The sequence below is a fragment of the Serratia sp. JSRIV001 genome, assembly GCF_019968745.1.
Taxonomy (GTDB): domain Bacteria; phylum Pseudomonadota; class Gammaproteobacteria; order Enterobacterales; family Enterobacteriaceae; genus Chania; species Chania fonticola_B.
In genome coordinates this window covers 1,466,384-1,492,647 of record NZ_CP074147.1, presented here as the reverse complement: position 1 = coordinate 1,492,647, position 26,264 = coordinate 1,466,384, and the positions used below count along the sequence as shown (strand labels likewise).

22 protein-coding genes, 1 tRNA gene and 2 pseudogenes are annotated in these 26,264 nt (G+C 52.6%); 12 read left to right on the top strand and 13 right to left on the bottom strand.

Annotated elements, in window-relative coordinates:
- Nucleotides 1-465 precede the first annotated feature (465 nt).
- Nucleotides 466-4,290, bottom strand: coding sequence for an anti-phage protein Upx (gene upx, locus KGP17_RS06710; protein WP_223499068.1), 3,825 nt, complete (start codon nt 4,288-4,290; stop codon nt 466-468).
- A 326-nt stretch (nt 4,291-4,616) separates the two neighbouring features.
- Here upx and KGP17_RS06705 point away from each other — a divergent pair.
- Both KGP17_RS06705 and KGP17_RS06700 read left to right on the top strand, forming a co-directional pair.
- Nucleotides 4,617-4,873, top strand: a pseudogene (locus KGP17_RS06705) (integrase); the annotation flags it as partial.
- 25 nt (nt 4,874-4,898) lie between these two features.
- A complete protein-coding gene (locus KGP17_RS06700; protein ID WP_223499067.1) occupies nt 4,899-5,564 on the top strand; it encodes an HNH endonuclease in 666 nt (221 codons plus the stop codon).
- 14 nt (nt 5,565-5,578) lie between these two features.
- On the opposite strand, the pseudogene KGP17_RS06695 reads toward KGP17_RS06700, so the two are convergent.
- From KGP17_RS06695 to KGP17_RS06675, 5 genes and pseudogenes are all read right to left on the bottom strand, one after another.
- Nucleotides 5,579-5,767 (bottom strand): annotated as a pseudogene (locus tag KGP17_RS06695) (hypothetical protein); the annotation flags it as partial.
- 345 nt (nt 5,768-6,112) lie between these two features.
- Nucleotides 6,113-7,327, bottom strand: coding sequence for an integrase arm-type DNA-binding domain-containing protein (locus tag KGP17_RS06690; RefSeq protein WP_223499066.1), 1,215 nt, complete (start codon nt 7,325-7,327; stop codon nt 6,113-6,115).
- A gap of 195 nt (nt 7,328-7,522) precedes the next feature.
- Nucleotides 7,523-7,599: transfer RNA gene (locus KGP17_RS06685), tRNA-Arg, on the bottom strand.
- Between the two features lie 142 nt (nt 7,600-7,741).
- A complete protein-coding gene (locus KGP17_RS06680) occupies nt 7,742-8,053 on the bottom strand; it encodes a hypothetical protein (RefSeq protein WP_209528426.1) in 312 nt (103 codons plus the stop codon).
- A complete protein-coding gene (locus tag KGP17_RS06675; protein WP_223499065.1) occupies nt 8,050-8,262 on the bottom strand; it encodes a hypothetical protein in 213 nt (70 codons plus the stop codon). The genes KGP17_RS06680 and KGP17_RS06675 overlap by 4 nt, the downstream gene beginning before the upstream one ends.
- A 228-nt stretch (nt 8,263-8,490) precedes the next feature.
- Here KGP17_RS06675 and folD point away from each other — a divergent pair, with 228 nt between their 5' ends.
- Entirely contained in the window at nt 8,491-9,357 is an 867-nt protein-coding gene (gene folD, locus KGP17_RS06670) for a bifunctional methylenetetrahydrofolate dehydrogenase/methenyltetrahydrofolate cyclohydrolase FolD (protein ID WP_021805409.1), read from the top strand.
- An 11-nt stretch (nt 9,358-9,368) separates the two neighbouring features.
- Nucleotides 9,369-9,581 (top strand): ribosome-associated protein YbcJ, encoded by a 213-nt coding sequence (gene ybcJ, locus KGP17_RS06665; RefSeq protein WP_021180059.1) that lies wholly within the window; start codon nt 9,369-9,371, stop codon nt 9,579-9,581.
- A 70-nt stretch (nt 9,582-9,651) separates the two neighbouring features.
- Here ybcJ and KGP17_RS06660 read toward each other — a convergent pair whose 3' ends face one another.
- The 3 genes from KGP17_RS06660 to KGP17_RS06650 are packed head-to-tail and all read right to left on the bottom strand — an operon-like array spanning nt 9,652 to nt 12,442.
- The gene (locus KGP17_RS06660; protein WP_094981159.1) at nt 9,652-10,365 is read right to left on the bottom strand and encodes an MgtC/SapB family protein; all 714 of its coding nucleotides are present in this window, start codon (nt 10,363-10,365) and stop codon (nt 9,652-9,654) included.
- Nucleotides 10,366-10,373: 8 nt separating this feature from the next.
- Complete coding sequence (locus tag KGP17_RS06655; protein ID WP_021180061.1) at nt 10,374-11,609, bottom strand: MFS transporter; 1,236 nt, start codon at nt 11,607-11,609, stop codon at nt 10,374-10,376.
- A gap of 11 nt (nt 11,610-11,620) precedes the next feature.
- Nucleotides 11,621-12,442: an MBL fold metallo-hydrolase gene (locus KGP17_RS06650; protein WP_223499064.1), complete on the bottom strand. Its 822-nt coding sequence runs from the start codon at nt 12,440-12,442 to the stop codon at nt 11,621-11,623.
- A 367-nt stretch (nt 12,443-12,809) separates the two neighbouring features.
- Here KGP17_RS06650 and KGP17_RS06645 point away from each other — a divergent pair, with 367 nt between their 5' ends.
- On the top strand, nt 12,810-14,987 hold the full coding sequence (locus KGP17_RS06645; RefSeq protein WP_223499063.1) for an extracellular solute-binding protein: 2,178 nt from the start codon (nt 12,810-12,812) through the stop codon (nt 14,985-14,987).
- Nucleotides 14,988-15,095: 108 nt separating this feature from the next.
- On the opposite strand, the gene KGP17_RS06640 is transcribed toward KGP17_RS06645, so the two are convergent.
- The gene (locus tag KGP17_RS06640) at nt 15,096-15,821 is read right to left on the bottom strand and encodes an ankyrin repeat domain-containing protein (RefSeq protein WP_223499062.1); all 726 of its coding nucleotides are present in this window, start codon (nt 15,819-15,821) and stop codon (nt 15,096-15,098) included.
- Between the two features lie 295 nt (nt 15,822-16,116).
- Entirely contained in the window at nt 16,117-17,502 is a 1,386-nt protein-coding gene (gene cysS, locus KGP17_RS06635; RefSeq protein WP_021805415.1) for a cysteine--tRNA ligase, read from the bottom strand.
- A 286-nt stretch (nt 17,503-17,788) separates the two neighbouring features.
- Between cysS and ppiB the strand changes: the two genes are divergently transcribed.
- From ppiB to purK, 4 genes are all read left to right on the top strand, one after another.
- Entirely contained in the window at nt 17,789-18,283 is a 495-nt protein-coding gene (ppiB, locus tag KGP17_RS06630; protein ID WP_021180066.1) for a peptidylprolyl isomerase B, read from the top strand.
- Nucleotides 18,284-18,293: 10 nt separating this feature from the next.
- Nucleotides 18,294-19,016: a UDP-2,3-diacylglucosamine diphosphatase gene (lpxH, locus tag KGP17_RS06625; RefSeq protein ID WP_209528419.1), complete on the top strand. Its 723-nt coding sequence runs from the start codon at nt 18,294-18,296 to the stop codon at nt 19,014-19,016.
- A 131-nt stretch (nt 19,017-19,147) separates the two neighbouring features.
- On the top strand, nt 19,148-19,672 hold the full coding sequence (purE, locus tag KGP17_RS06620; RefSeq protein WP_021805417.1) for a 5-(carboxyamino)imidazole ribonucleotide mutase: 525 nt from the start codon (nt 19,148-19,150) through the stop codon (nt 19,670-19,672).
- Nucleotides 19,669-20,736, top strand: coding sequence for a 5-(carboxyamino)imidazole ribonucleotide synthase (gene purK / locus KGP17_RS06615; RefSeq protein ID WP_223499061.1), 1,068 nt, complete (start codon nt 19,669-19,671; stop codon nt 20,734-20,736). Before purE ends, purK begins: the two co-directional genes overlap by 4 nt.
- A gap of 58 nt (nt 20,737-20,794) precedes the next feature.
- Here the strand turns inward: purK and ybbP are convergent, their stop codons facing one another.
- Together ybbP and ybbA are read right to left on the bottom strand one after the other, a co-directional pair.
- On the bottom strand, nt 20,795-23,227 hold the full coding sequence (gene ybbP / locus KGP17_RS06610; protein ID WP_223499060.1) for a putative ABC transporter permease subunit YbbP: 2,433 nt from the start codon (nt 23,225-23,227) through the stop codon (nt 20,795-20,797).
- On the bottom strand, nt 23,224-23,910 hold the full coding sequence (ybbA, locus tag KGP17_RS06605) for a putative ABC transporter ATP-binding protein YbbA (RefSeq protein ID WP_037375255.1): 687 nt from the start codon (nt 23,908-23,910) through the stop codon (nt 23,224-23,226). The genes ybbP and ybbA overlap by 4 nt, the downstream gene beginning before the upstream one ends.
- On the opposite strand from ybbA, the gene tesA reads away from it, so the two are divergent.
- From tesA to KGP17_RS06590, 3 genes are all read left to right on the top strand, one after another.
- A complete protein-coding gene (gene tesA, locus KGP17_RS06600) occupies nt 23,881-24,519 on the top strand; it encodes a multifunctional acyl-CoA thioesterase I/protease I/lysophospholipase L1 (RefSeq protein WP_051363221.1) in 639 nt (212 codons plus the stop codon). The two genes, ybbA and tesA, sit on opposite strands and share 30 nt — an antisense overlap.
- 25 nt (nt 24,520-24,544) lie before the next feature.
- On the top strand, nt 24,545-25,321 hold the full coding sequence (locus KGP17_RS06595) for an SDR family oxidoreductase (protein WP_021180073.1): 777 nt from the start codon (nt 24,545-24,547) through the stop codon (nt 25,319-25,321).
- 85 nt (nt 25,322-25,406) lie between these two features.
- Complete coding sequence (locus tag KGP17_RS06590; protein WP_021805422.1) at nt 25,407-26,261, top strand: co-chaperone YbbN; 855 nt, start codon at nt 25,407-25,409, stop codon at nt 26,259-26,261.
- The last annotated feature ends 3 nt before the right edge of the window (nt 26,262-26,264 follow it).

Genomic DNA, 26,264 nt, shown 5'->3' with positions numbered 1-26,264 from the left:
CTCCCCACAGATTGATGCAGATAGATGTTAACAATGTCCGCTGGCACAGAGCGAACATTCATTGACGCCATGCCAGTGTCGATGCAATCGCTCGCCTGGACGTTCAGGTTATTCTGTCCAGCGCTGGCAATTCATCACCACCGGCTACGCGGGCAGCTCCACATCTGCTGGCAACCGTTTAAGGGGGTTGGTGGCACACTGTGCCGTCTGATAGTATTTATACCTCCCGGCGTTTCCCCTCCATAATGAGTAATTCGTGCCATGATTTTTTATACCCCTTGAAATCGAAAACGGGATATATGTTTATGAACGCGCTGACCGCCGTGATTTCAGCACTTTTGTCTGTTTTCCTCTCAGTGCAAAAACAAATAATTTTGAGCATGTGAAATCATCCTTGATTTAAAACTATCAGTAGTAGGAACGATTAACTCAGTTGCCAGGGCGTCTTATCGCACAGCATTTGTATCAAAAGTTCAAAAGATCACTTGGGCGGCCAACATTAGTTCCTGCCAAAGCCTCAATTTTGGATTGAGCATAGGCAATGGGAGAGGCACCACTGAAAACGAGCCACGATACAATCTCGGGATTCGCTATCGAAGTGAACTGGGCAAAATTATCGATGTTTTCTTTGGCTAATAATACGCGCTTGAGGTGTTTCTTGAGTTTATCTGGTTTGCCCTTTATGTCATCACCTTGATATTCAGATAGCTGCGAGGCAACTTCTGAGTAATTACGAGCAAGTGAGAGGTCCTTACATTCGATGACGAGAATTTGATTGCGGTCTGAGCGCCAGGCAAGAAGATCAATATCCCCCGGATCACCGGGGAGATTCCTGCGAAGAATTTCAGGAAATCCTATGCCACGTCGAACTGTCCAACCTGTTTCACGAAGTTCTCTCTCCAAAGTTTTTTCGAATGTGTGTCCTTCCCGCGCTCCACCTAACCAAGTGTCTCTCATGCCCTCTGTGCGAAAGAAGTCACGCTTAAATTGCCCAGTGTATGCACCATCGAAAACGTATTTAAGGGACAGGTTCAAGAGTCCTGGTGCGATAACAATTAGTGGATCGTGACTCTCTTCAATCTGTAACAAGGGACGAACAGCAACTGAAAGGCGCCGGCCAAACCTCCAGGGATATATATCAGAAAGGTTAAATCCATCGGGCACCACATCCCATTTCGGACGCGCGCTGAGGGTAAACTGGTTGAGGAACGCATCAATAATTTCATTTGCGAGCCCAGCCGATTTAGCAGCATCCGCTAGTTGGCTTCTTCTCATCTCGAAGATCGCTGATTTTTGCTCTATTCCGATGGACTCAAGGAACTGGATAAATCGCATTCCATCCTCGAGAGTGAAGCCCATTTCTGCTTTCCAGAATGCAAGGAAAATATCGGTTTCGTCCTCGGTCGTTTCAGCCGCAACACTATCTTGTTTGTTATTCTCATCATCCCCTCCGGCAGTTTTCACATTCACATAGTGCTGCTCAAATTGTGCCGCTTGTTCCTCAAACCGTTCGTTAGTAACTTTTGAAAGCATCGGTTCAAGCACCATTTTGCCGAGTTCATCGCGAAAGAGGAGATCACCTAAGGGGGAGATGCGAATATCAGCAGGCAAAGCACCGAAACGTACGGCATCTGACATACCACCTATGCGAAAAAGCAGTGATGCCCGTGCAAGAAGTTTACTGAGTGCCATATCAGAAGGTTCAATTCCGCCGTTTGTCGGGCATACACAGATGGCCAGTTCAATGATTAGCCGGGAAGTTAACGCTGCGCCCGCATAACGACTCATTTCTTGAGCTATCGTCTCTTCGACAGCCTCTTCTCCTGCATGCAACCCAAGGACCGCTGCTGCAGTACTACGCCAGTGCGCCTCTTCACAACGTGCCTTTACAACGTTTTCAAGTAATCGCATTACTGTCTGTTTACGGTCAAATCTTGAAAGTTCGCTTTGTAAGTCTTGGAGCAGCACATCAACCACATCATTAAGGAGCTTTCCAACTGCCTTTTTACCCTGATATCGTGATGGTGCATCTGCCGAAACAGCACGCCATGCTAGCTCAATTCGGGCTGCGGCTGAGTCGATATCTTCAATAGCTAAAAGGCGTTTAGTTAGTGAACGGCCTAAATACTGGTTGAAGTCAGATGCCTGCATTATGTGGAAGCTGCGAGCTCTGTCATTGGGCACCGCTATCTGCTCAACAGCGACCCCTTTGTCTACTGGCTCTTTCATCCGAAGAAGTGTGGCAAACGCCGTACCGAGTGCGCGCACCAGAGCTCGTTCTGCACGGTTATCCGGTAGACGAAAACCTGCAAGATACCCATCTTGAAGAACCACGCGAATCGCCCCATGCTCATGGATTCGTTCAAGTCGCCAAAATGTATTCATATCATCAGGAAATTTCTCACCATCAAATCGGTCGATATTGTCGTTACCATCAAAATGCAGATACACCTTTAATGATTTTTTTATTGGTTGCTTTCTCAAGACCTCCAGTGCCTCGCCAATCCGCCCAATCCATGTTCGAACCATTTTGGCAAGTTCAACGAGGAGCATCCAATCTTCCATTTCTGGGGCTTCGAGCGTTACCCAAAGATTACCCTGCCCCTCATATACACAGGTCAGCCGTTGCGCTTCAAGATCATCAATTGATGCGTAGCACTTGCTCTCACGTTCGGTTGGAAAGAAATCTTCTGCCGAAGGCCTCATCACTCGATGCCATTTACCAGTGTTGTCACTAATGCGATGCCGGTCATACCCTGTGTCTGCCGCTATTCGTATATCACGGAGTAAATTCGTGGGAATCATTAACATTAGCGGGTGTTCCGGCGTGATACGGTCATCTGGTAACTGGCCATGAGGAACCATATGGCCATCATTGGCACGTATCCACCCAAGAAGATTGAGAGTTCCGCTCATATTGATTAACCGAACACCAGCTTGCTTGATCATTTCGACTGCGTCTTGCACACGCCAGAAGGCAATTGGTGACATATCGGGTAATGCCCCGAACCGGACAAAGTCCGCACCAGACATCCATTCAAATTGCCAACCATCTGGCAGTTGGGGGGGCACACCCACAAAACCCGCCCCCCACCCACACTCAACGCGCACGACTATGCCACGCTGGAAGCCGGGTTGTTTGGCGAGGTCAACTGTAATTTGTTCAGCAGAGTTATCTAGAAATTGCGTGGTCTCCTCATCTAGCTGTAGCAAGTTGTTGAAACCGGTATCGGCGTATTGCTGTATAGAAGGCAAGACGAACTGAAGTACCATCAAATGACCAGCATCCACGAAGGAGGTTACCATCGTTGTTCGGCTCATTTTGTACTTCTGCCATGTCAGTCTTCTTAACCTTCTGCCATTGCCGAAGACCGGCATCTCGGAGAAGGTGCGGCTATAGACGTTAGCTAACGCTTTGTCTAGCTCGCTCAATTCTTCTGTGCGCTTTGCAAATGTTATCACTGCCTGGCGAAGTGCAATGGTCATGGCGGTAGGAAGTACAACCACAATACCATCGCGTGTGCGGAGCAATGGCCGTTGTTCAAGCATTCCCTCCCCAGGGACCTGATTTCCAAGCGTACTTATATGAGAGGGTTCAAGAATGAAAGGTGCTAAGTCAGCGACTTTGATCCCCTCAGCTCGAAGAGAACGCTCGGACAACGTTACCCTTGAACTGAGCGTTTTCTCATCAAGACCAGCTGTGTCAAGAGAGTCAGGGAATTCGTCTGTTCCTTCCTGAAAGCGATGAAGGCCAGAGCGAGCACAAATGGCATCTGAGAGACGGAGAATTGCCTGTATAGCGAGTTTCAGCGAGCGATAGCGGTGCGTATCCGGCATGTCGGATACAATTTCGACCATTAATTGTGTATAAAAACCTGCTGCCTCCCAAACCCCCTCTAGCACACGGTAATCACCTTTTTTATTATCAACAAGGGAGACGAAGACGTCCTCAGCAGGATCTTCTCCAACGATACTACTCGACTCGCCAATAGCGACATACCAGCGTTTCACGTCATCGATATTTGCTATCTGCTGACCTTTGCAGTGAATTAGTGCAAGGCTCGCCAGGAGCTCGAAGCGCAAACACTGAGATTGGTGTGCCGGGAGAGTAAGAAGGCTGGCGAGTAAAGCTACTGTGCTGTCACGCTCAAAATTGACAAACTCAGTGACAACCAATGCGTTGCTCTTTGCTATGCCATCAAATGAGCATTCAAGCGTTATTCCATTAGCCTGCTCGTCCATTTCTTCAAGCAAGGTATGTACATCCATATGAGAGAGATGCTCGTTCACGGGAACTCCTGGCTAAACGTTTTTCAACTTGGATTGAGGGCTAATAGCAAAGATGAGAACTTTAAGTCAATGTATAACAGCTTTTTTTTTGATTTTAGTCTCTTTTACCGTACCTTTTAAAGATGACTAATATCCATAAGCAGCATTTTGAAATTTTTTCCGACTCTTGTTGGTTTTAGTTCGTATTTTTAATTCAACCAAACTGCCCCTTCAAAGCAGTACCGGACAATGCCAAGGGTAATGTGCTGCTCTGCTCCCTTACAGTCGACTCAGTGCGGGCTTACTAACGTCCGCTCCTGGCACGGAGCGGACAGAAAACAAGCTCAGAAGGCCAGTTCTACTCTCAAGCGTTCACCAGGCTACGCCGTCGTGCTTTGCCTACCGCTACAGATCGTCAATGCTTTCACAGCTTGCGCGGAATATTCATCACCTGCTTAGACCGTGCAGGAGTGCCAGAACAACGGATCGAAGCCATAACTGGACATACGCGAAAACGGAGGCTTTCAGAACGTACAGTAAAGGAGCAGGGATTATTGAGCTATCGAAGTATGTAGAGTTGGTGAGTTATGACGGGATAATATAGGTAAACGGAATCAAGGAGGTTATTGATGGCTCACGCATTCTACTACGGTAAACGACCTGGTCGAATGGTCGATTTATTGAACCAAGAAGCGGTTAACCATATCAACGATATGGAAACGGGTATGTGTGCTTTCTGGCATCGAGGATTTGTGCGGCTTCGCTATCCAGATGGTTCATGGGTGAGCTTATACCTGAGTAGCAATTTTGGAAGACGGGATGGTTTCTGGTGTGAGCTTCAACCTTCAAATGAGCGTTGGTTCTCTTCTTACTATCTTGAACCAACACTAATGGGAAGCATTCATTGCCAAGCCTTAAATGAAGATTTGGTCAGAAATATTTGCGATGGTGAGTTAGTCCCTGAAGTTCTGGAACTTATTGAAATGCAAGACTCAGAGAAGACAAAGCAAGTAATGGCGAAGCAGCGTATTCAGCAAACAAAATGGGCAAGTGCAGTTAAAGCCCTCGCGGGTTTCAGGTGCCAAGCTACTGGAACTGAATATGCCCTTGAAGCCTGCCATATAAAACCATTCTCGGAGTGTAATAATCAAGAAGCGTGGGATATTATGAATGGCATCTGCCTTACTGCCAGTGTTCACTCTTTGTACGATTCTGGGATTTATGAGGATTTATCTCCTGATGATCCATTAACCACTATTATCGACATAAAAATATTACAAAAAAGCCGGGATTAACCTGGCTCTTATGACTAACCGCCTGAACTGTTTTGACCACTGCTCATTGAAAGTGTGAGTGCTTGGGTGAAGCTGGCTTGTGAGGCTCTCGCCTGAAAATCCACATAATCAGCAAGTCTGCTCGAATCGCTGACGATGGTGAGCGGTACGGATGCCTCAAAGTTTAAGTTAAACACTGGTGCAAGGTTGTATGCTGGCGCATTGCCGCCAAGAGACATAGTACTATCACGCAGAGATTGCCCTGATAGGCCGTATTGATTAGCCGCCGTCCCTGCTTGCTGATTACCAAATCCGAGCCAATCAGCTACAGCTGGGCCAAACGATCTTGTGTCCACCCCTGTTTTTTGTTGTAGCCAATCAGCCACCGCATTCGCAGAACCGCCCACAGCACCATCGTATACCGCCTGAATCGCTGGCTTATCTTTATCAGCAAACCAATCAGAAACGTTTATTTCGTCAAAATTCACAAAAAATAAGCAGCAGAAAAAACCGGCAATACCAGCATCACTACTGGCACTGCCGCTCCCCTTCAGAAAAACCACCTCACCCTAAGCACGACGCCCAAATTCACCATGCACCACATTCCCATCACGCTCCAAGTTATCCATATAATCAGCATACCACTGCATCATTTCACGCCTGTCGTCCAGATACTGCGCATGGTTGTAAGTACCACGAATCGTATTCTTATCGACGTGAGCAAGCTGTAACTCAATCCACGCCGTGTTATAACCCTGTTCATGCAGAATGGTGCTCATCGTGTGGCGGAAACCGTGCCCTGTAGCCTTTCCATGGTAACCAATGCGTTTCAGCACTTGGTTGACACTTGCCTCACTCATTGGCTTTGTAATGTCGTTACGGCCAGGAAAGACAAGCTTAAAACGTCCAGTAATTGCCTGTAGTTGCTTTAACGCATCCTGCACTTGCTCAGATAGCGGGACCATATGCGGGCGTCCCATTTTCATACGTTCGACAGGAACTTCCCAAATACCACGCTCAAGGTCGAACTCTTCCCACTCGGAAGCACGTAGCTCAATAGTCCGAACTCCTGTCAGAAGCAAAATACGTGTTGCAAGCCGAGTAATCGGGCTGCCACTGTATTTAGTTAATGCGTTCAGGAACTCAGGTAATTCGTTAGCCAAGAGGTGAGGATAATGTTTTGACTTCGCGGTGGTAAGTGCTCCCGCGAGCTCTGATGCTGGGTTGTTCTCCGATCTACCGGTAACAATCGCATAGCGGAAAACCTGATTGCAGGCTTGGCGGATTTTCCGGAGCTTATCAAAAACACCCCGCTTTTCCAGCTTGCGTAGGGCTTCCAGCATTTCCAGAGGTTTGATTTCGGCAATCGGTCGTTTACCAACATAAGGAAAAATATCGTTCTCAAACCCTTCCATCAGGTCTTCAGCGTATCCCTTCGACCAGTTAGGACGTTTGTATTCGTGCCACTCTAACGCTATGGCCTTGAAGTTGTTTTCAATACCTGCTTTACGAGTTTGCTTATCAACCTTCTTCTGCTCGCCAGGGTCAATGCCTGTGGCAACCTGCCTTTTGGCCTCATCCCTGCGTTGGCGAGCATCCGAAAGTGTAATTTCAGGATAAACGCCCAGCGCCAATGTCTTCTGCTTCCCATCAAAGCGGTACTGCAAACGCCAATACTTGGAACCATTAGGATGCACCATCAAATGCATACCTTCACCATCAGTAAGCTTGTAAGGCTTATCCGTTGGTTTTGCACTTCTTACCTTCACATCGGTAAGCGCCATTTGCTGCCCTCCGTTGCTGGTTATTGGTATAAGATTTCATTGAACAGGAATGTACCATCACATATACCAACAGATAGTACTTGATGTGTGTTGATACGGGTAGAATCAGGTAGAGTTTCGACGCGCTAAAATCAGCTAATTCACTGAATTTTAGGCATAAAAAAAGACGTCTATTGACGTCTGTTTACTTCAAAATGGTACGCCCTACAGGGCTCGAACCTGTGACCTACGGCTTAGAAGGCCGTTGCTCTATCCAACTGAGCTAAGGGCGCATTGAAATGCGGATGCGGCAACCGAGGTTGCGGAGTTGGATTATACGGTCAGAGGTTATCGAGTCAATGCCTTTTGACAATGTGACGGCGGCAGAGGTGTTTTATGGCGATTTTTCGCACACAAAAGCTATGATAAGTCACCCTAACGCGATGATCTGGCTACGCTAATCCCCTGCCACAATACCTTCTCATCAACCGCTTGTGGTTCAGCCGCCGGTGCCAATAAGCGTGGGCGTGGGTTTGGCCCCTGCCCTGCTTTTTGCGACAAGCAGGCACGAGCCGATCGCACCACGGCGTTAATATCCCCCCAATCGGCCTGCGGAACGTTTAGCACATTACAGGTCCGCGCCAGCATTGCCCTCGGCAACTCACTGGCTGGCAAGACATTCATCGATGCCAGGCAAAGTGGCGTAGCAAGCAGCAATGCCAACAGTAAAAGAGCGCTACGCATCATTGGCGGCCCCTTTTGTAGCACTGCACCATGCGCTGGCTCCAGGAAGGACGGCCCTCTTTCGGCTTACAAAGCCGATGTAATGCCTGCAACAACGCCACCTGCGTCGGATGCAGTGAGGAATCAAACACCGTTTCACCAATATGCCGCTGTTCATCTGGTGGATTTCCACCAGCTTGATGCAATGGATAGAGCCGAGTAATCGTCTGCATGATCCTGCCTCCATAGGCCCCAAACACTAGGGGCAATGGGTAAAGCCTAAAAGACTGTGGGTAAAAAAAGCGTAGAGGATCATTCCGTTGGTGTAAAAAATGTCTAAACCGCGACGCAATCGTGTGCTTATTCTCTGCATTAACCCGATCGAAAGCCTGACAGCGCGCCTCTCTTCTGCCAAAATAGCGCCATCCCCCGCTTTTCTTAAATGATGGATTTCCTCACTGATGGCAGCAAAGATTATTGATGGCAAAACGATTGCGCAGCAGGTTAGAAACGAAGTGGCTGAGCAAGTGAAACAACGTCTGGCAGCTGGCAAGCGTGCGCCGGGCCTGGCGGTGGTACTGGTTGGTGAGAATCCGGCTTCGCAGATTTATGTCGCCAGCAAGCGCAAGGCCTGTGAGGAAGTGGGCTTTATCTCCCGCTCTTACGATCTGCCCGCTTCCACCACCGAGCCTGAACTGCTGGCGCTGATCGACAAATTAAACGCCGATAAAGAGATCGACGGCATTCTGGTGCAACTCCCTCTGCCTGCGGGCATTGATAACGTGAAGGTGCTGGAGCGCATCAGCCCGGATAAAGACGTGGACGGTTTCCACCCTTACAACGTCGGCCGCCTGTGCCAGCGTGCGCCTAAACTGCGCCCTTGCACCCCACGCGGTATTGTCACCCTGTTGGAACGCTATAACATCGATACCTATGGCCTGAATGCCGTGGTAGTGGGTGCCTCCAACATCGTTGGCCGCCCGATGAGCATGGAGCTGCTGCTGGCGGGCTGTACCACCACCGTCACGCACCGCTTTACCAAAAACCTGCGCCACCATGTAGAAAATGCCGATCTGCTGATCGTGGCCGTGGGCAAACCTGGGTTTATTCCAGGTGATTGGATCAAACCGGGTGCGATCGTGATCGATGTCGGCATCAACCGCCTGGAAAGTGGTAAAGTAGTCGGCGACGTAGACTTCGAAGCCGCAAGCGAACGTGCGGCCTTCATTACTCCGGTCCCAGGTGGCGTCGGCCCCATGACCGTTGCTACACTGATCCAAAATACCTTGCAAGCCTGCGAGGAATTTCACGACGTTCAACCTAACTAAGTTAAGGCAGTATGGAAATTTTCAATCTGGAAGGTCACCCTCATGTCGAACTGTGCGATCTGCTGAAGTTCCAGGGCTGGTGTGACAGCGGCGGTGCCGCGAAAGAAGTGATCGCCGAAGGGCAGGTCAAAGTAAACGGTCAGGTCGAAACGCGTAAGCGCTGCAAGATCGTTGATGGCCAGAAGGTCAGCTACAAAGGCATGAACGTCACGGTTAAAGCCTGATTGTTCAAGCGCCAGGAAAAAAATGCCGGGTTGGCTAAGCTACCCGGCATTTTTGATCTACTCAAACCTGTTAATGCTCCAATGCAACGAAGCACACGTGTTGCATAGCACGCAACGTGCCATACAGTTCGTCCAGGGTCGTCCTTTTCCTTACCGTTAGCTTAAAGTTAACTTCAATCTTGTGCTTTTTGACGTCACGTATCGTCATTGCATCAATCAGGTTTCTTTGCTGATTGAGCTGGGCCATCAAGCTGGCTAGCCCTGCCTGCTCATCGAGTATCAGCCGTACTTTGACCTTCCCCAGATAGTGATCCCTCGATTGCAGCAGGAAAATATAGGGGCTGATTTTTATCGCCAGTAAAAACAGTGCAGTAGCCAAGATTGCGTGCAAATAAAAACTGGCTCCGCAGGCAATCCCCACTCCCGCCGATGCCCAAACGATCGCGGCGGTCGTCAGACCGGAAATGGCGTCATCACGGCGGTGCAAGATCACCCCAGCACCCAGGAAGCCCACCCCACTGATAATCTGTGCGGCCAACCGCATGGGATCGCTGCGAATATTGACGGATATCTCGGCGTAATACTCCGCAGACTGAATCGACACCACCGTTAATACGCAGCTGGCGACGGCAATAATCACACAGGTTTTAAACCCAACGGGCTTGCCCTTGGATTCACGTTCCAGGCCAATCACGCCCCCCAGAACAAACGCCGCGACTATTTTGCCTACCGTCGCCAGATGGAGCGGCCCCAACCCGCCCAGCACCGATAACCAGCTGTCCATGTTGCTTCCTATTGCTGCGCAGGCTTCATTGCCGCCGGCGTTTTCTGTTTAGAAAGATCGTCCTTAAAGAAAATAAAGAAGAACACCGAGACAACGGCGGCGATAATCGCCGAGAACAGCCAGAAGCTTTCCCACTGCGGTAATGCCTGCGGGCCCTGCTCAGTCACGGTGCTGTTGAAGATCTGGCCGCAAATGGTGGACGCGAACAACAAACCAAAACCATTGGAGACGATAAAGCGCAGACTCTGGGCCTGAGCTTTGATTTCGGGCCGTGCTTTACGGTCGACATAGATGTCCCCTACCGTAAAGAAGAAGTCCCAGCAGAAACCTTGCAGCATCAGGCCAATGAGGACAAACGTCATGTTGGCGTCAAGCGCCGCCTGAGAGAACAGCACCGAGCGGATGATCCAGCACACCGCGCCCATCATCAACGTCACCTTGAAGCCCGCTTTCAGTAGGAAGAACGAAAGCAGGAACATAAACACCACTTCACAGGCGATCCCTACCTGCATCATGGAGGCGGCGTTATCAAACCCGAGCGCTTTCAGGAACACAGGTATATAAGCGGAATAGGCGGTTTTGGGGATCATCAACACAAAGATGCTCAGCATCAGAATGGAGAAGTTACGATCTTTAAATAACGACAGCGCATCCAGGCACAGCAGATCGCGCAGGGTGAAGGTGCTGCCCTTGGCCTTCGGCGGTGTATCCGGCAAGGTAAAGCAGTACAGCCCCAACCCTACCCCAGCGGCCGAAGCAATGTACCAGGTCATGGTATCGCCGGAATATCCCATCTGCCCGATGATGAAACCTATCGCCATAAAGCCGAAGGTGCCAAACACGCGGATCACCGGGAAGTACTTCACGCCGTTGATATGGCTAAAGCTGATGCTGTTGGCCAGCGCGGTAGTCGGATAGAACAGCAACCCGACCAGGAAGATCATCACCAACGTCATGGTAGTGTCCTGCGCCTCGATAAACTGCGGTACACACAGGATCACCCCGGCGTTGATCAGGTGCAGGATCGCCATGACTTTCTGAGAAGCAAAGAAGCGATCTGCAACCATGCCGATAAACAGCGGCGAGAGTATCGTTGCCAACCCCAGCAGCGCATAGGATGAACCGATAATGGCCGCCATACCGTAGGTACTCAGCACCAGGCCCATCGTCATATTCCAGGCACCCTGCATGAAATACTGCACAAACATCATGATCAGCAGGCGAGGAGTCTTGTTAAAGTCCATGAGATCTCCCCCTATGCCACGTTAACGGTCAGGCCGTCATACGCAACGGTGATGTTTTTATCACGACAGGCCGCCACCAGTTCCTCATGCAGCAACTTGCCGCTGTGAGAAATATGTGACACCACGATCTGGCTGTCTGAATGCAGGCACTCCATCGCACGCAGCTTCTCTTGGGCGGCAAACACGGTTTCCAGGCTCATATGATTGTCAGTGCGATCGTCGCCGTTGAAACCGTAGGTGCATTCCAGCACCACCAAATCCAACGCTTTGCCCTGTAGCCACTGCCAGGTGAGTTCAGGGAACCAGCCAGAATCATGACCATAAAAAATCGTCTGGCCGTCTTTTTCGATCACATACACGTAGCACAGCTCCCACTTGGCATGGTTAGCCAGCAGCGGTGTGATCTTGTAGCCATGGCTTTCTACGGTGACAAAAGGCACCAGGCAGTGGAAACCAAAACGCTGTTTGCTGTAACCCGGTAATACCGCAGCACAACCGTTGATCGCCCGGTCGTTACCAAAAATCTCCAATGGATGGTCGATATCGAAGCCGTAGCCCTCCATGCGGCTAAACAGCTCACCGACGTTGAAGTGATCTGGATGTGTATGGGTAAACAGCAGGTCGGTGAAGCCACTCGCGTCCAGCCCATCACGCAACAGCTGTTGGCTGAACTCCGGGGCGACGTCGATCAACATCACATCATCAATAATCGCCGAAGAGTGGGTACGCAGATCTTTCCCCTTGAGAAAACGGGCCTGTTGGCAATGTTCACAGCGGCAAAACGGATTAGGGATCCCTTCAGAGGCAGCCGATCCCAGGAAATGTATTTTCATTTTTTATCCTTTTTATTCAGTACATTACTGACCTATCGTTCCTATCGCCTTCGTTAAGGTGAACCATGAAGGTGATTTTGGAACGTGTCAATCATAATCCCGAGGCCAAAAAACGGTTAACACTGCAATGCATATTGGTGATCGGCTTCAAAAATTTAATTTAATATTCAGCAAAATCAATTCACTAAAAATAACATTTGGTCATTATTACGTTTTTCATCAATTTAGTGACATCGGTTTAATTAAGTACAAATAACAGTCACTTAATTATGGAACGATCCAAATTTCATGCTTGGATAGAAATCGAGATAGCGGAGCGCTCATGCCGGTGTTAGCATCAAAACAGGCGGCTCAAAGCGGTGGGAAAATGGCAACTATCAAGGATATAGCGAAGCTGGCGGGGGTATCTCATGGCACCGCTTCCAACGTGCTCAACGGGCGCGGCAATGTCAGCGTTGAAAAGATCGAGGCGGTCAAACAGGCCGCCCAGCAAATGGGTTATCAAATTAATGCCCAGGCGCAGTCGCTACGCGCCAGCAAAAGCAGTGGCGTTGCGCTGATCCTGCCCGATATCAACAGTGAGCAGTATCACCAGCTCTACCGCGGGCTTCAGCAATCGTTACGATCTTCTTTCCCAGGCGATCTGGATCTTTACGTCACTAACGATCTGCCCTCTGCCGAAAGAGATATCTTGCAGACGCTGGCCGCAAAATCCTACCAAACCATCGTTACGGTCTCCTGCCTTGCCGACAGCGAAAGCTATTATCAGACGCTGCGGCTGCCAGCGGAGCAGATCCTGTTTGTCTATCGCCATCCAGCGCAGGCCAAGGCCACATTCAACCTGAACTTTTGCCTGGCTGGCCAAGCCATTGCCAGCGAGATCGCCCGCGATCAGCCCGCACACGTTGGCGTGCTTTGTGAGCCACTCGCTTATACCAACGGCCAGTGTTTTGTCGAGGCATTGAAAGCTACGCTGGCACAGTTAAGCCCATCGACCCAGCTCACTGTCGTGCCATCACCGGCCAGTGAATGTCACACCGCCGCTTTCGCTTTTTTTGCTGGCCAGCCGCCACAGGTACTGATTGCTCAAGACAGCGATAAAGCCCGTTGCCTGACGCAGGCGGCCTATCTGGGGAGCGCGGTCCCCTGCCCGCCGATCTGGCAACTCAGCGATAACGAACCCGCCGTAGTAGCCAATCAGTACCACTATCAGATGGATTACGCCCGGCTGGGTCTGGAAATCGCCCGTTATATCTGCGGATTAGTGACACTGGCCGATGAGCAGATACTGGATAGCCGCGGCTTTGCTCTCGACGTTCAACCCATGCCCGCCTTTTCTGAGCAGTGTGAAACGCTGAACATGCTGATCTTGCCTAGCCCCTCCACCGATGCGCTGAAAAAACTGTTGCCGCATTTCTATCGCCAGACCGGTATCAAGGTGAATCTCGCGGTTTATCCTTATGATGAAGTGTTTGAGATCCTCTCGAATCTGCATCTGCATCCTTATTACGATTTGCTGCGTATCGATATGGCCTGCCTCCCCTGGTTTGCAGAAAAGGCCCTCACGCCGTTGGCAGAAATTGCCCCAGCGCTACCGGAACTACTGGATAACTTCTCGGAAGAAATTGGCCATCATTTCAGCCAGATTGACGGCAAAGCCTATGCGTTGCCGTTTGATGCCAGCACCCAGTTGCTGTTCTATCGCCGCGATCTGTTTGAAGACCCCACGGTCAAACGCATGTTCTATGAGAAATCCGGCAAGGAACTGAAGATCCCGACCAGTTTCGACGAATTTGATGACATTACGGCCTTTTTCACGGCAACTCATCAACCCGGTAACCCGCAGCGTCCGATAGGTTCATCAACGACTCTCGGTAGTTCCGGGTTAATTGCTACCGAGTTTCTGCTGCGCTATTACGCATTAGGTGGGCGGCTAGTGCACCAAGACAAACCGGTGCAACTGGAGGCAACATCAGCCATCGAAGCGTTGCGGCAATATCAGCAACAGCTTACCGTCACCACCAATCTCAACAGTGAATGGTGGAACGCTGCGGTGGCCCAGTTTGAGCAAGGCCAAGTGGCGATGCTGATCATGTATATGAATCTGTTCAACGACGTCGCCCACAGCCCTCTATCACCGGCAATAGGTTTCGCGCCAGTTCCGGGCAACATCCCGCAGATGGGCGGTGGCTCGTTAGGCATGTCTCGTTTCAGTGATAAGAAGGCGCAGGTAGAACAGTTCTTCCGTTGGCTGTATTCGGCTGAAATTACCGAGCATCTGGTGCTTTTGGGCGGTAACAGTGCCCACCGCAGCATCTATCAGAATCAGCGCATCCTGCATCTCTATCCGTGGTTCAACCTGCTACGGGATAATCCTAGTACCGGCATCCGTGAATCTCGGGGTTTACAGGGCGAGTTGTTCAACCTGCGCCATGCGGAGATCATTATCGGCCAGGGCGTGACCAACGTGGTGAACAAGATAATGGATCCGCAGCAAGCCATTGATTACATCAATCAGCGACTGGTCAATGAAACTCAAGCCTGAAGGAAGCCATGTTTGCCACCTTACCTGTAAGAATGGGCCGTGCCAAGGAGAGGTATTTTCCAACTGCGGCGAGATTGGCCGCAGTTGGAAATCTATTACCTATAATCCTTACTCACAGCTGGATTTACCGGTTTTATGATTGATGGCACCTTTGGATATCAACAGATTAGCAACATCAGTAAACCCATTTTCACAGGCACCACTGAGAGGACTGGCGTCAATTTTTGGATTTTCGTTCTTCGCCACCACATTTATATCCGGGTTAAACTGCAGAATGTATTTTACCACCTCAAGTCTTCCATCCACTGCGGCGACCATAAATAAAGTTTCACCATCTTGCTCGACAGCATCCCAGTCGACATCACCCTTTAAGCGCTCATGAAGATATTTTACAACCTCCGCGTTTTTCCCCATGACGGCTGATTTGACCGAATGATAAACATCAGCCCTATCCGTTGCTCGAATATCAGCACCCTGTTCGGTAAGATACTTAACCATATCCAAATAACCAATAAAGGCAGCCCATCCTAAAGCGGTCTGTCCCAGGGAGGCTTCATCCTTCGCTTCCAGATTCTGCCCGGCCTCCACCATTTTTTTTACCTCTGACAAATTTCCCTGTTTAACTGCATCGAACCAGGCTGCATCAGGGCCTTCTGACGGTTTCTCATAAAAGATACGATGTGACAGCAATTTATCATTGGCGATTTCATGCATCTCTTCATAGCTAAATCTAAATTTTGATAAATCAACTGCAGATTTATTTTCCTGAGCATGTAAGCCAAGGGGTAAAAATGTAAAAAAGGCGGCTGTAAATATAATATTTTTTAAGTTCATAATTAACTCCATGTAATATAATTAATTTGAGCGCATTCCTAAACAATAGCTCATCCAACATATCCGTTATGTGCCGTTCTTATAAAGATTAAAGATACTAGTATTCCCACAAAATAATCACAACGCATAATTTTGCACAATAAGTTCAAAAAAACTGATTAGCTATAACGATTTATGCAGGGGTGTTTTTAAGCCACCCGCTTGGCGAAAATGAGATTTGATGGGTAAACCAAAGGAGAGATCCTAGTGGCAAGGACCCACTTGTAAAAAAGTGGGTCCTTGCTCTGATTACTATTTACTTACGACGCCAGCTGGTCCCCTGCGGGCCATCTTCCAGCACGATATTCATCTCGTTCAACCGATCGCGAGCGGCATCTGCCAGCGCCCAGTCTTTGGCGGCACGCGCGTCGTTACGCTGTTTGATCAACGCTTCAATCTCTGCCACTTCCGAGTCGTCCGCTTGCGCGCCACCTTGCAGGAACTGTTCTGGTTCCTGTTGCAGCAGGCCCAAGACCTTGGCCAGCTTACGCAGCTCTGCCGCCAACCCATTCGCCGCCGCCATGTCTTCGCTCTTCAGACGGTTTACTTCACGCGCCAGGTCGAACAACGCGGAATAGGCTTCCGGGGTGTTGAAGTCGTCGTCCATGGCTTCACGGAAGCGCGCTTCAAAGGCTTCACCGCCAGCAGGTTTGGCATTAGCGTCGGTGCCACGCAGTGCGGTATATAAACGCTCCAGCGAAGCGCGAGCCTGCTTGAGATTCTCTTCGCTGTAGTTCAGTTGGCTGCGGTAGTGGCCAGACATCAGGAAGTAACGCACGGTTTCGGCGTCGTAATAACCCAGCACGTCACGGATGGTAAAGAAGTTGTCCAACGACTTCGACATCTTCTCTTTATCAATCATCACCATCCCGGAGTGCATCCAGTAATTGACGTACGGGCCATCATGCGCGCAGCTGGATTGGGCAATCTCGTTCTCGTGGTGCGGGAACATCAGATCGGAACCACCGCCGTGAATGTCAAAATGGGTGCCTAGCTGTTTGCAGTTCATGGCCGAGCATTCAATATGCCAGCCAGGACGGCCTGGACCCCAAGGTGATTCCCAGCTTGGTTCGCCCGGCTTGGACATCTTCCACAGCACGAAGTCCATCGGGTTGCGTTTTACATCGTCGATTTCCACGCGCGCACCGGCTTGCAGTTGCTCCAGATCCTGACGGGAAAGCAGGCCATATTGTGGATCGCTATCGATGGAGAACATCACGTCGCCGTTGCTGGCCACATAGGCATGATCGCGTGCCAACAGGCGTTGGGTGATCTCGATGATTTCTTCGATATGATGGGTGGCTCGCGGCTCCTGATCCGGGCGTTCGATCAGCAGCGAATCAAAATCGGCGTGCATCTCTGCCAGCATACGCGTGGTCAGTTGATCGCAGGTTTCACCGTTTTCTGCCGCACGACGGATGATTTTATCGTCCACGTCGGTCACGTTACGCACGTAGTTCAGCGAATAGCCGAGGTAACGCAGGTAGCGCGCTACCACGTCGAAAGCAACAAAGGTACGCCCGTGGCCGATATGACACAGGTCATAAATGGTTACCCCGCACACGTACATACCGACTTTACCGGCATGAATGGGCTTAAATTCCTCTTTTTGACGACTCAGGGTATTAAATATCTTTAGCATCAGGGCTGTCCGTGGTGTGCGTGATAACAAACATATCCGCATATTGAAACCCGAAGGCTGTTCTATTGCAAGGTCAAGCCCAAGGATTGCTGAATTGATCGGCAGAAAATTGCGTGGGATCGGAATTAACCTGATCCTGACTAAGATAACAACACGTGTATTTCTGCCGCGAAACTGCCACCCTAGCCACTGCTGACTGATTAATTGAGATATGTTATAAAGTCGGTCTGATTGCTCACACGCCTTCCTATGTGACAGCTCATTTCATCTTGCTAGGACTAAAACTATGGTTACTTTCCACACCAATCACGGCGATATCGTTATCAAGACCTTTGCTGACAAGGCACCGGTTACCGTTGAAAACTTCCTGAACTACTGCCGTGAAGGCTTCTACAACAACACCATCTTCCACCGTGTCATCAACGGCTTTATGGTTCAGGGTGGTGGTTTTGAACCTGGTATGCGTCAGAAAGACACCAAAGCAACCATCAAGAACGAAGCTAACAACGGCCTGAAAAACACCCGTGGCACCCTGGCAATGGCTCGTACCAACGATCCACACTCTGCCACCGCCCAGTTCTTCATCAACGTGGTAGATAACGACTTCCTGAACTTCCGTGCTGAAAACTCCCAGGGTTGGGGTTACTGCGTATTTGCCGAAGTGGCAGAAGGCATGGACGTGGTCGAGAAGATCAAAGCGGTAAAAACTGGCCGCAGCGGCATGCACCAGGATGTACCGGTTGAAGATGTCGTGATCACCAGCGTTACCGTCAGCGAGTAATCGCGGCTGCATGAGCACGCTGTTCATCGCAGACCTGCATCTATGCGTACAGGAACCGGCAATTACTGCCGGTTTTCTGCGTTTTTTGCAGCGTGAAGCCGTTCACGCCGATGCGTTATATATCTTGGGCGATCTGTTTGAAGCCTGGATTGGCGATGACGACCCCGAGCCGTTACATCGCGAAATTGCCGCCGCACTAAAGGCGTTGCACCAGGCCGGAGTGCCCTGCTACTTCATTCACGGCAACCGCGATTTCCTGTTGGGTAAGCGCTTTGCCAGGCAGAGCGGCATGATCCTGCTACCGGAAGAGCAAGTCGTCGAGCTGTATGGCCGCAAGATCCTGATCCTGCACGGTGATACCCTGTGCACCGACGATCAGGCCTATCAAGAATTCCGCAAGAAAGTTCATAACACCTGGATCCAACGTGCTTTTCTGGCTCTCCCCCTGCGCTGGCGCTTGAAGATCGCCGCTAAAATGCGTGCTCGCAGCCAACAAAGCAACCAATACAAATCCACCGCGATTATGGACGTCAACCCGCAGGCCGTTGAGCAGGCCATGTTGCGCCACAACGTCCACTGGATGATCCACGGCCACACCCATCGCCCAGCAGTCCATCCGCTGGCATTACCAAACGGTAAAGCCCATCGCGCGGTGTTGGGAGCCTGGCATACACAAGGCTCAATGATTAAAGTCACGGCAGATGCCGTGGAACTTATCGAGTTCCCCTTCTAGGCCGTTTTCCAGCTTTTGATGGTAAAAACCGTCGACGCAACCGTTTTCCTCTCCCTGTACCCATGATATGCTCTACGCCCTCATACGGCCTGCCAGCCGACGTTTGTCCACATCACAGGAGCCATGCACTCATGGGAGCCACCGCTACTTCAGCCGCCAACGCTGGGGTTAAAATCGCAATCGTAATGGGTTCAAAAAGTGACTGGGCCACTATGCAGTCCGCGGCCGAAGTTCTGACCACGCTGAATGTCCCGTTCCATGTCGAAGTTGTCTCCGCCCACCGCACGCCGGACAAGCTGTTCAGCTTTGCCGAACATGCCAAGGCCATGGGTTTTGACGTGATCATCGCCGGTGCCGGTGGTGCTGCGCATCTGCCAGGCATGTTGGCGGCCAAAACGCTGGTTCCGGTGCTGGGTGTGCCGGTGCAAAGCGCTGCATTGAGCGGTGTCGATAGCCTGTATTCCATCGTGCAGATGCCACGCGGCATTCCGGTGGGTACGCTCGCCATCGGCAAAGCCGGTGCGGCCAACGCCGGGTTGCTGGCAGCACAAATCCTGGCGCTGCACGATGCCGGGCTGGCACAGCGGTTGGCACAGTGGCGTCAGGCACAGACCGACGAGGTGCTGAACCATCCAGACCCACGGGAGGATGCATGAAGCCGGTTTGCGTACTGGGTAACGGCCAGTTAGGGCGTATGCTGCGCCAGGCCGGTGAGCCGTTGGGCATTGCGGTTTATCCTGTCGGTCTGGATGCCGAGCCGGAAGCGGTGCCCTATCAAAACGCGGTGATCACCGCAGAGATCGAACGCTGGCCAGAAACCGCCCTGACCCGCGAGCTGGCGACACACAATAACTTCGTCAACCGCGATATCTTCCCGCGTCTGGCCGATCGCCTGACGCAGAAGCAACTGCTCGATCAACTTCATCTCGCTACCGCGCCTTGGCAATTGCTGGCAAATGCTGGCGAATGGCCCCAGGTGTTTGCCACCTTGGGTGAGTTGGCGATCGTTAAACGCCGCATGGGTGGTTACGACGGCCGCGGCCAGTGGCGTTTGCGCCCGGGCCAAGAGGCTGAGTTACCGGCGGATAACTATGGTGAATGCATCGTCGAGCAGGGGATTAATTTCTCTGGCGAAGTGTCGTTGGTGGGTGCCCGTGGTCACGATGGCCTGTCGGTATTCTATCCGCTGACCCACAACCTGCACGAAGAAGGCATTCTGCGTACCAGCGTGGCGCTGCCACAGCCCAACCCGGCGTTGCAACAGCAGGCCGAGCAGATGTTGGCTGCGATCCTCGATGAGTTGAACTACGTGGGTGTAATGGCGATGGAGTGCTTTATCGTCGGTGACAGCCTGTTGATCAACGAACTGGCTCCGCGTGTCCACAACAGCGGTCACTGGACGCAAAATGGCGCTTCCATCAGCCAGTTTGAGCTGCATTTGCGGGCTATCCTGGGGCTGCCGCTGCCTAAGCCAGTGGTGAATACGCCTTCGGTGATGGTCAATCTGATCGGCACGGCGGTGAATCAGCAATGGTTAGCCCTGCCGCTGGTGCATTTGCACTGGTATGAGAAAGAGGTGCGTGAGGGACGTAAGGTGGGTCACCTGAATCTCAACGATCCCGATGCGGCCTCTTTGCAACAGGCGTTGCAGGCATTAGCGCCGCTGCTGCCAGCCGAGTATCAAAGTGGCTTGGCCTGGGCACAGCAAAAGCTGGGATAATCCGTTCACAACTGCAAATTAAGGGTTCAGCCACGCTGAACCCTTTTTTATTCGCCGCTTACCCTTCGTAGCTGCGAAACAACGCCCGGCCGCGCAGCAGGCGCACGCCAAGCCAGCCGCCACACAGCGAGAGCAGCAAGGCACTCAGCAGCGGTAACGCCCACCACAGCACCGGCGTAGGTGCCCACGGGAAGTCGAACACCTTGGTCTGCAACAGCCAAAGCGCCGCTTCTGCCCCCACCGCCGCCGCGATCCCGGCCACCAGCCCAAGCAACGCAAACTCGCACCACAGCGTACCGCGCAACAGGCGTTTACCTGCGCCTAGCGTGCGGTAAACCACCAGCTCCTGCCTACGTTGCCGCATCCCTACCTGTACCTGTGCCAGTAACAGCAGACCGCCGCAGATCACCACCAGCACCACCATCACCTCCAGCGCCCTGCTCACCTGCTGCAACACGCCGCCGACCTGCTTGAGGATCGAACCGATATCCAGCAGGCTCAGGGTTGGGAACTGGCGGTTGAGCTGGGTCAGCACCTTGCCGTCACCGTCATAGCGGAAGCTGGTCAGCCAGGTTTGTGGTTGGCCGTCCAATGCACCCGGCGGGAAGATAAAGTAAAAGTTCGGCTTCAGGCTTTCCCAATCCACCTGCCGCAGGCTGGTGACTTTGGCGCTGAACGATTGAGTATCGCCGCTGAACGTCAAGGTATCGCCCAGCTGGATCTTGAGCCTGCCGGCGATCCCTTCATCCATCGAGACCTCGCCGGTTTTCGGCGGCCAGGAGCCTGCCGTCAACGGGTTATGGTCCGGCAGATCGCGTTGCCAGGTCAGATTCAGTTCACGGTTCACCGCCTCGCCACCGGGATCGTCTTCATGCACCCGCTCCGTCGCCACCTGCTGGTTAATTTCCGACAGGCGTACACGCACGATGGGATAAAAGGTTTCCTCATGCAGCTGATGCTGTTGCAAGAAGGCTTTCACCTGTGGAACCTGTGCCGTGGTCATATTCAACAGGAAATAGTTCGGGCTGTCTGGCGGTAACTGTTGTTGCCAACGATCGAGCAGATCGCCACGCAAGACCAGCAGCAGGGCCAGTAACATAAACGACAGCGAGAACGCCGCTAACTGGCTGATCGTCACCCAAGGCTGATGCAACAGACGATTCACCGCCAACCGCAGCGCCAGATTTTTCAGCGTGATGCGCCGCAGCAGCAACAGGCTGCCCCAGCCTATTCCCCCCAGCAGCAAGGCCAGCACCACCATACCGGCCAGAATGGCCCACAGTAGCGTACTTGCCCCCATTAATACCGTCAGTAGCCCGACCACAATCACCGCAGTAGCTGGCAGGAAGTAACGCAGCGGCCAGACGTTGGCTACCACATCCCGGCGCAGTACGCGCAGTGGCTGAGTCGCCAGCAGTTGCCGGTACGGGCGCAACCCAACCAGCAGAGAAATCATGACCAGAGCCCCCATCGCCCACAGCCACGGCCAGCCCCCGGCTGCGGGGAGTTCCCCCGGCAACACCGGTGCCAACAAGCGGATTAACACCGCTTCAAACCCGAGACCAATCACGCTGCCGCAGGTTCCCGCCAGCAGTAACACCGCCAACCACTGGCCAATAATCAGCTTGCTGAGCGCCTTTCTGCCAGCCCCCAGGGTTTTCAGCACCGCAATCAGGTCATAGCGGCTGCGGCAATAGTGACTCATGGCTACCGCTACGGCGGCAATCGACAGCAGCAAGGTCAGCAATGCCGAAAGCAGCAGGAACTGTTGGGAACGCTGTAGCGATTTGCCTAACGCACTGCCGGACTCCTCTAACCCATACCAGCGCTGATCGGGTTTGAGCTGCGGTTTGAGACGTTCTTCATAGCGTTGAATATCGGTTGGCGCACCGGCAAACATATAACGGTAGGTCAGGCGGCTGCCCGGCTGTACCGCTCCGGTTTTATCCACATCGGCCAGATTGATGATAATGCCAGGTGCAGTCTGGAACGGATTGAAACCGGAGTCCGGCTCCTGCACGATTTCACCGGCGATGCGTAACGTGGTATCCCCCACCTCCAGATTGTCGCCGACCTTGATATCCAATAATGCCAACAGACGCGGAGCCACCAGCACGCTGCCCGGCACAGGTTTGAGATTGGCTGGCAGGGTTTCCAACTGCCCATACAGCGGATAGGCCGCATCGGTAGCCTTGACGTTGGCCAGTAGCGGACGATCCCCTGCGTAGGTCATGGTAGTAAAAGAGAGCTGGCGGCTGACTTTCAGCCCCTGTTGTTGGGCATCGAGCAGCCAGCCTTCCGGCACCGGGCGCGCGGTACGCAATACCCGATCCCCGGCGATAAAGTCGCGGCTTTGCTGGCTCAAGCCTTTGTCCATGCGATCGCTGATGCTGCCCAGTGCCAACACGCAGGCCACCGACAGCGTCAGCGCCAGCCAGACGATCAGCAGCGAAGGCGAACGCCATTCACGCCAGAACCAACGCCAAATCATGCTTCCTCCCACAGCTTGCCTTCACGCAAGCGCAGCCGCCGCTGACAGCGAGCCGCCAGGGTCTCGTCATGGGTGACCAGGATCAGTGTGGTGGCGAAATCGCGGTTGAGGGAGAACAGCAGATCGGCAATGCGCTCACCAGTCTGGCGATCCAGGTTGCCGGTGGGTTCATCGGCGAACAGCACCCGAGGGCGGCCACTGAACGCCCGTGCCAACGCCACACGCTGTTGCTCCCCGCCGGAAAGTTGCGCTGGCAGGTGATTAAGACGCTTGCCTAATCCCAGCTGTTCCAACAGTTGCACCGCTTGGTCCCGGCTTTGACGATCGCTTTCACCACGCAGCAGCGCAGGGAGTTGTACGTTTTCCAACGCGTTCAAGGTGGGGACCAGCATGAAAGACTGGAACACAAAACCGACGTTTTTTGCCCGCAGCGCAGCTCGCCCTTCTTCATCCAGCGCGGTCAGCGATTCCCCCAGCAGGCTAACTTCGCCTTCGCTGCCGTCGTCCAGCCCGGCAAGGATGCCCAACAAGGTCGATTTCCCCGAACCGGACTCGCCGATCAGCGCAATTGTCTGCGCGGGTTTGACAACCAGCTCGACTCCGGTAAGGATGGTAAGCTGATGCTCACCCTGACCAACGTGTTTACTAAGATGATGAACTTCAAGAACGTTTTCCGCTGGCATCTTCCCTTCCTTTTGCTGTTGGGATTATTCAGTTTACGTGCTGTCGCGGCCGATACCTTATTGATTTTGGGCGACAGTTTAAGTGCTGGCTATCGGTTGCCGGTAGCGCAAGCCTGGGCCACTCGCCTGGCCGATGAGTGGCAGAAACAACCTGGCCACCCGACCGTGGTCAATGCCAGTATCAGCGGTGACACCGCCGCTCAGGGGCTGGCACGCTTGCCCGAGCTGTTGAAACAACATCAGCCCCGCTGGGTGCTGATCGAGCTGGGGGCCAACGATGGTCTGCGCGGCTTCCCGGCTGCGGATATCGAGCGCGACCTCAACCAGATTATCACGCTGGTTTTGCAGGCGGGGGCCAAACCGCTGCTGATGCAAATTCATATTCCGCCAAACTATGGCCGCCGCTACACCGAGGCCTTCGGGGCGCTGTATCCTGCGTTGGCCAAGCAGTTCAACATCCCGCTGCTGCCGTTTTATATGGAACAGGTGGTGATCAAACCGGAATGGATGCAGGATGACGGTTTGCACCCCAATCAGGATGCCCAGCCGTTTATCGCCACCTGGATGGCGCAACAGCTGGAACCACTAGTTAAACATGAGTCTAACTGAATAGGGTTAGCTACTAGGTAAAGTTATGCAAAAAGCGGTATTGATAACCGGCTGTTCCAGCGGGATAGGATTGATTGCAGCGCAAGATCTGCGTAACCGTGGCTATCGCGTGCTGGCCGCCTGCCGTAAGCCGGAAGATGTGGAAAATATGCGCCAGCTTGGGCTGGAAGGCATTGAGCTGGATCTGGACGATAGCGCCAGCGTAGAACGCGCCGCCGCGCAGGTGATCGAGCTGACCAACGGGCGGCTGTACGGACTGTTCAACAATGCCGGTTTCGGCGTTTACGGGCCACTCAGCTCGGTTTCACGCCAACAGCTGGAACGGCAATTCTCCGCCAACCTGTTTGGCACCCACCAGCTCACCCAGTTGCTGCTGCCAGCCATGCTGCCGCATGGTGAAGGACGCATTATTCAGACCAGTTCGGTGATGGGGTTAATCTCCAGCGCCGGGCGTGGGGCCTATGCCGCCAGCAAATTTGCGCTGGAAGCCTGGTCGGACGCATTGCGCATGGAGCTGCACGGCAGCGGCATTCAGGTCAGCCTGATCGAGCCAGGCCCGCTGACGACCCATTTCACCCAGAACGTCAATCAGGCGCAGAGCGATAAACCGGTGCACAATCCAAGCATCGCCAAGCGTTTGACGCTGCCTGCCGAAGCGGTGTTACCGAAGCTGCGCCACGCGCTGGAAAGCCCCAAAGCCAAGCTGCGCTACCCGGTTACTCTGCTGGCGCATACCATGAGCATCCTGCGCCGCCTGCTGCCGGGCCGTGCACTGGACTGGTTATTGCGCAGTAATGGTTAAGCAAACGGGGGCCAAGGGTTGAAGCGCGCCGCTTTGCCCCCATCTAGAGTAGATTGGCTCCGCAAGATCAGATTAGAGAGAAACCATGCTAGCTCAAGCCGTTGTTGATATTAACGAAACTAACCTGCACCAGACTCTGGAACAGTCCATGTCCCAGCCGGTGCTGTTCTACTTCTGGTCGGATCGCAGCCAGCACTGTCTGCAGCTCACCCCGATACTGGATAAACTGGCGGCGGAATACGCGGGTCAGTTCGTTCTGGCGAAGGTGGATTGCGATGCCGAGCAGGCAATCGCCGCCCAGTTTGGCCTGCGTTCCCTGCCAACCGTCTATCTGTTCAAGGATGGCCAGCCGGTTGATGGTTTCCAAGGGCCGCAGCCGGAAGAGATGATCCGCGAATTCCTGCAGCGTTTCCTGCCAAAAGCCGAAGACCTCAAGCTGGCGGAAGCCACTGAGCTGTTGCAGGAAGACCGTGCAGCAGAAGCTCTGCCTTTGCTGAAAGATGCCTGGAGTCTCAGCAATCAGCGCAGCGATATCGGCCTGACGCTGGCGGAAACCCAGATCGCCCTGAACAAGACGGATGATGCCGAAGCGGTGCTGGCGACCATTCCATTGCAGGATCGCGATACCCGTTACCTCGGCCTGGTAGCGCAGATTGAGCTAATGAAGCAGGCTGCCGATACGCCAGAAATTCAGCAGTTACAGCAGCAGGTTCAGCAACAGCCGGAAAACGTCGAGCTGGCCGTGCAGCTAGCCTTGCAACTGCATCAGGTTGGCCGCAACGAAGAAGCGCTGGAATTGCTGATGGGTCATCTGAAAAAGGATTTGGCGGCGGCTAACGGTAGCGCCCGCAAGACCTTGATGGATATTCTGGCCGCACTGGGGACTGGCGATGCGCTGGCCGCCAAATACCGCCGCCAGCTGTATTCACTGCTGTATTAATCG

What these genes read in the sequence shown, in the direction of transcription:
- purK (WP_223499061.1), top strand. Translation starts at nt 19,669, where the DNA reads ATGAAGCCGGTTTGCGTACTGGGTAACGGCCAGTTAGGGCGTATGCTG.
- KGP17_RS06650 (WP_223499064.1), bottom strand. Translation starts at nt 12,442, where the DNA reads ATGAAAATACATTTCCTGGGATCGGCTGCCTCTGAAGGGATCCCTAAT.
- KGP17_RS06595 (WP_021180073.1), top strand. Translation starts at nt 24,545, where the DNA reads ATGCAAAAAGCGGTATTGATAACCGGCTGTTCCAGCGGGATAGGATTG.
- lpxH (WP_209528419.1), top strand. Translation starts at nt 18,294, where the DNA reads ATGAGCACGCTGTTCATCGCAGACCTGCATCTATGCGTACAGGAACCG.
- ybbA (WP_037375255.1), bottom strand. Translation starts at nt 23,910, where the DNA reads ATGCCAGCGGAAAACGTTCTTGAAGTTCATCATCTTAGTAAACACGTT.
- tesA (WP_051363221.1), top strand. Translation starts at nt 23,881, where the DNA reads ATGAACTTCAAGAACGTTTTCCGCTGGCATCTTCCCTTCCTTTTGCTG.
- cysS (WP_021805415.1), bottom strand. Translation starts at nt 17,502, where the DNA reads ATGCTAAAGATATTTAATACCCTGAGTCGTCAAAAAGAGGAATTTAAG.
- ybcJ (WP_021180059.1), top strand. Translation starts at nt 9,369, where the DNA reads ATGGAAATTTTCAATCTGGAAGGTCACCCTCATGTCGAACTGTGCGAT.
- KGP17_RS06675 (WP_223499065.1), bottom strand. Translation starts at nt 8,262, where the DNA reads ATGCAGACGATTACTCGGCTCTATCCATTGCATCAAGCTGGTGGAAAT.
- KGP17_RS06700 (WP_223499067.1), top strand. Translation starts at nt 4,899, where the DNA reads ATGGCTCACGCATTCTACTACGGTAAACGACCTGGTCGAATGGTCGAT.
- KGP17_RS06640 (WP_223499062.1), bottom strand. Translation starts at nt 15,821, where the DNA reads ATGAACTTAAAAAATATTATATTTACAGCCGCCTTTTTTACATTTTTA.
- ppiB (WP_021180066.1), top strand. Translation starts at nt 17,789, where the DNA reads ATGGTTACTTTCCACACCAATCACGGCGATATCGTTATCAAGACCTTT.
- KGP17_RS06660 (WP_094981159.1), bottom strand. Translation starts at nt 10,365, where the DNA reads ATGGACAGCTGGTTATCGGTGCTGGGCGGGTTGGGGCCGCTCCATCTG.
- KGP17_RS06680 (WP_209528426.1), bottom strand. Translation starts at nt 8,053, where the DNA reads ATGATGCGTAGCGCTCTTTTACTGTTGGCATTGCTGCTTGCTACGCCA.
- ybbP (WP_223499060.1), bottom strand. Translation starts at nt 23,227, where the DNA reads ATGATTTGGCGTTGGTTCTGGCGTGAATGGCGTTCGCCTTCGCTGCTG.
- KGP17_RS06645 (WP_223499063.1), top strand. Translation starts at nt 12,810, where the DNA reads ATGGCAACTATCAAGGATATAGCGAAGCTGGCGGGGGTATCTCATGGC.
- folD (WP_021805409.1), top strand. Translation starts at nt 8,491, where the DNA reads ATGGCAGCAAAGATTATTGATGGCAAAACGATTGCGCAGCAGGTTAGA.
- KGP17_RS06690 (WP_223499066.1), bottom strand. Translation starts at nt 7,327, where the DNA reads ATGGCGCTTACCGATGTGAAGGTAAGAAGTGCAAAACCAACGGATAAG.
- KGP17_RS06655 (WP_021180061.1), bottom strand. Translation starts at nt 11,609, where the DNA reads ATGGACTTTAACAAGACTCCTCGCCTGCTGATCATGATGTTTGTGCAG.
- KGP17_RS06590 (WP_021805422.1), top strand. Translation starts at nt 25,407, where the DNA reads ATGCTAGCTCAAGCCGTTGTTGATATTAACGAAACTAACCTGCACCAG.
- purE (WP_021805417.1), top strand. Translation starts at nt 19,148, where the DNA reads ATGGGAGCCACCGCTACTTCAGCCGCCAACGCTGGGGTTAAAATCGCA.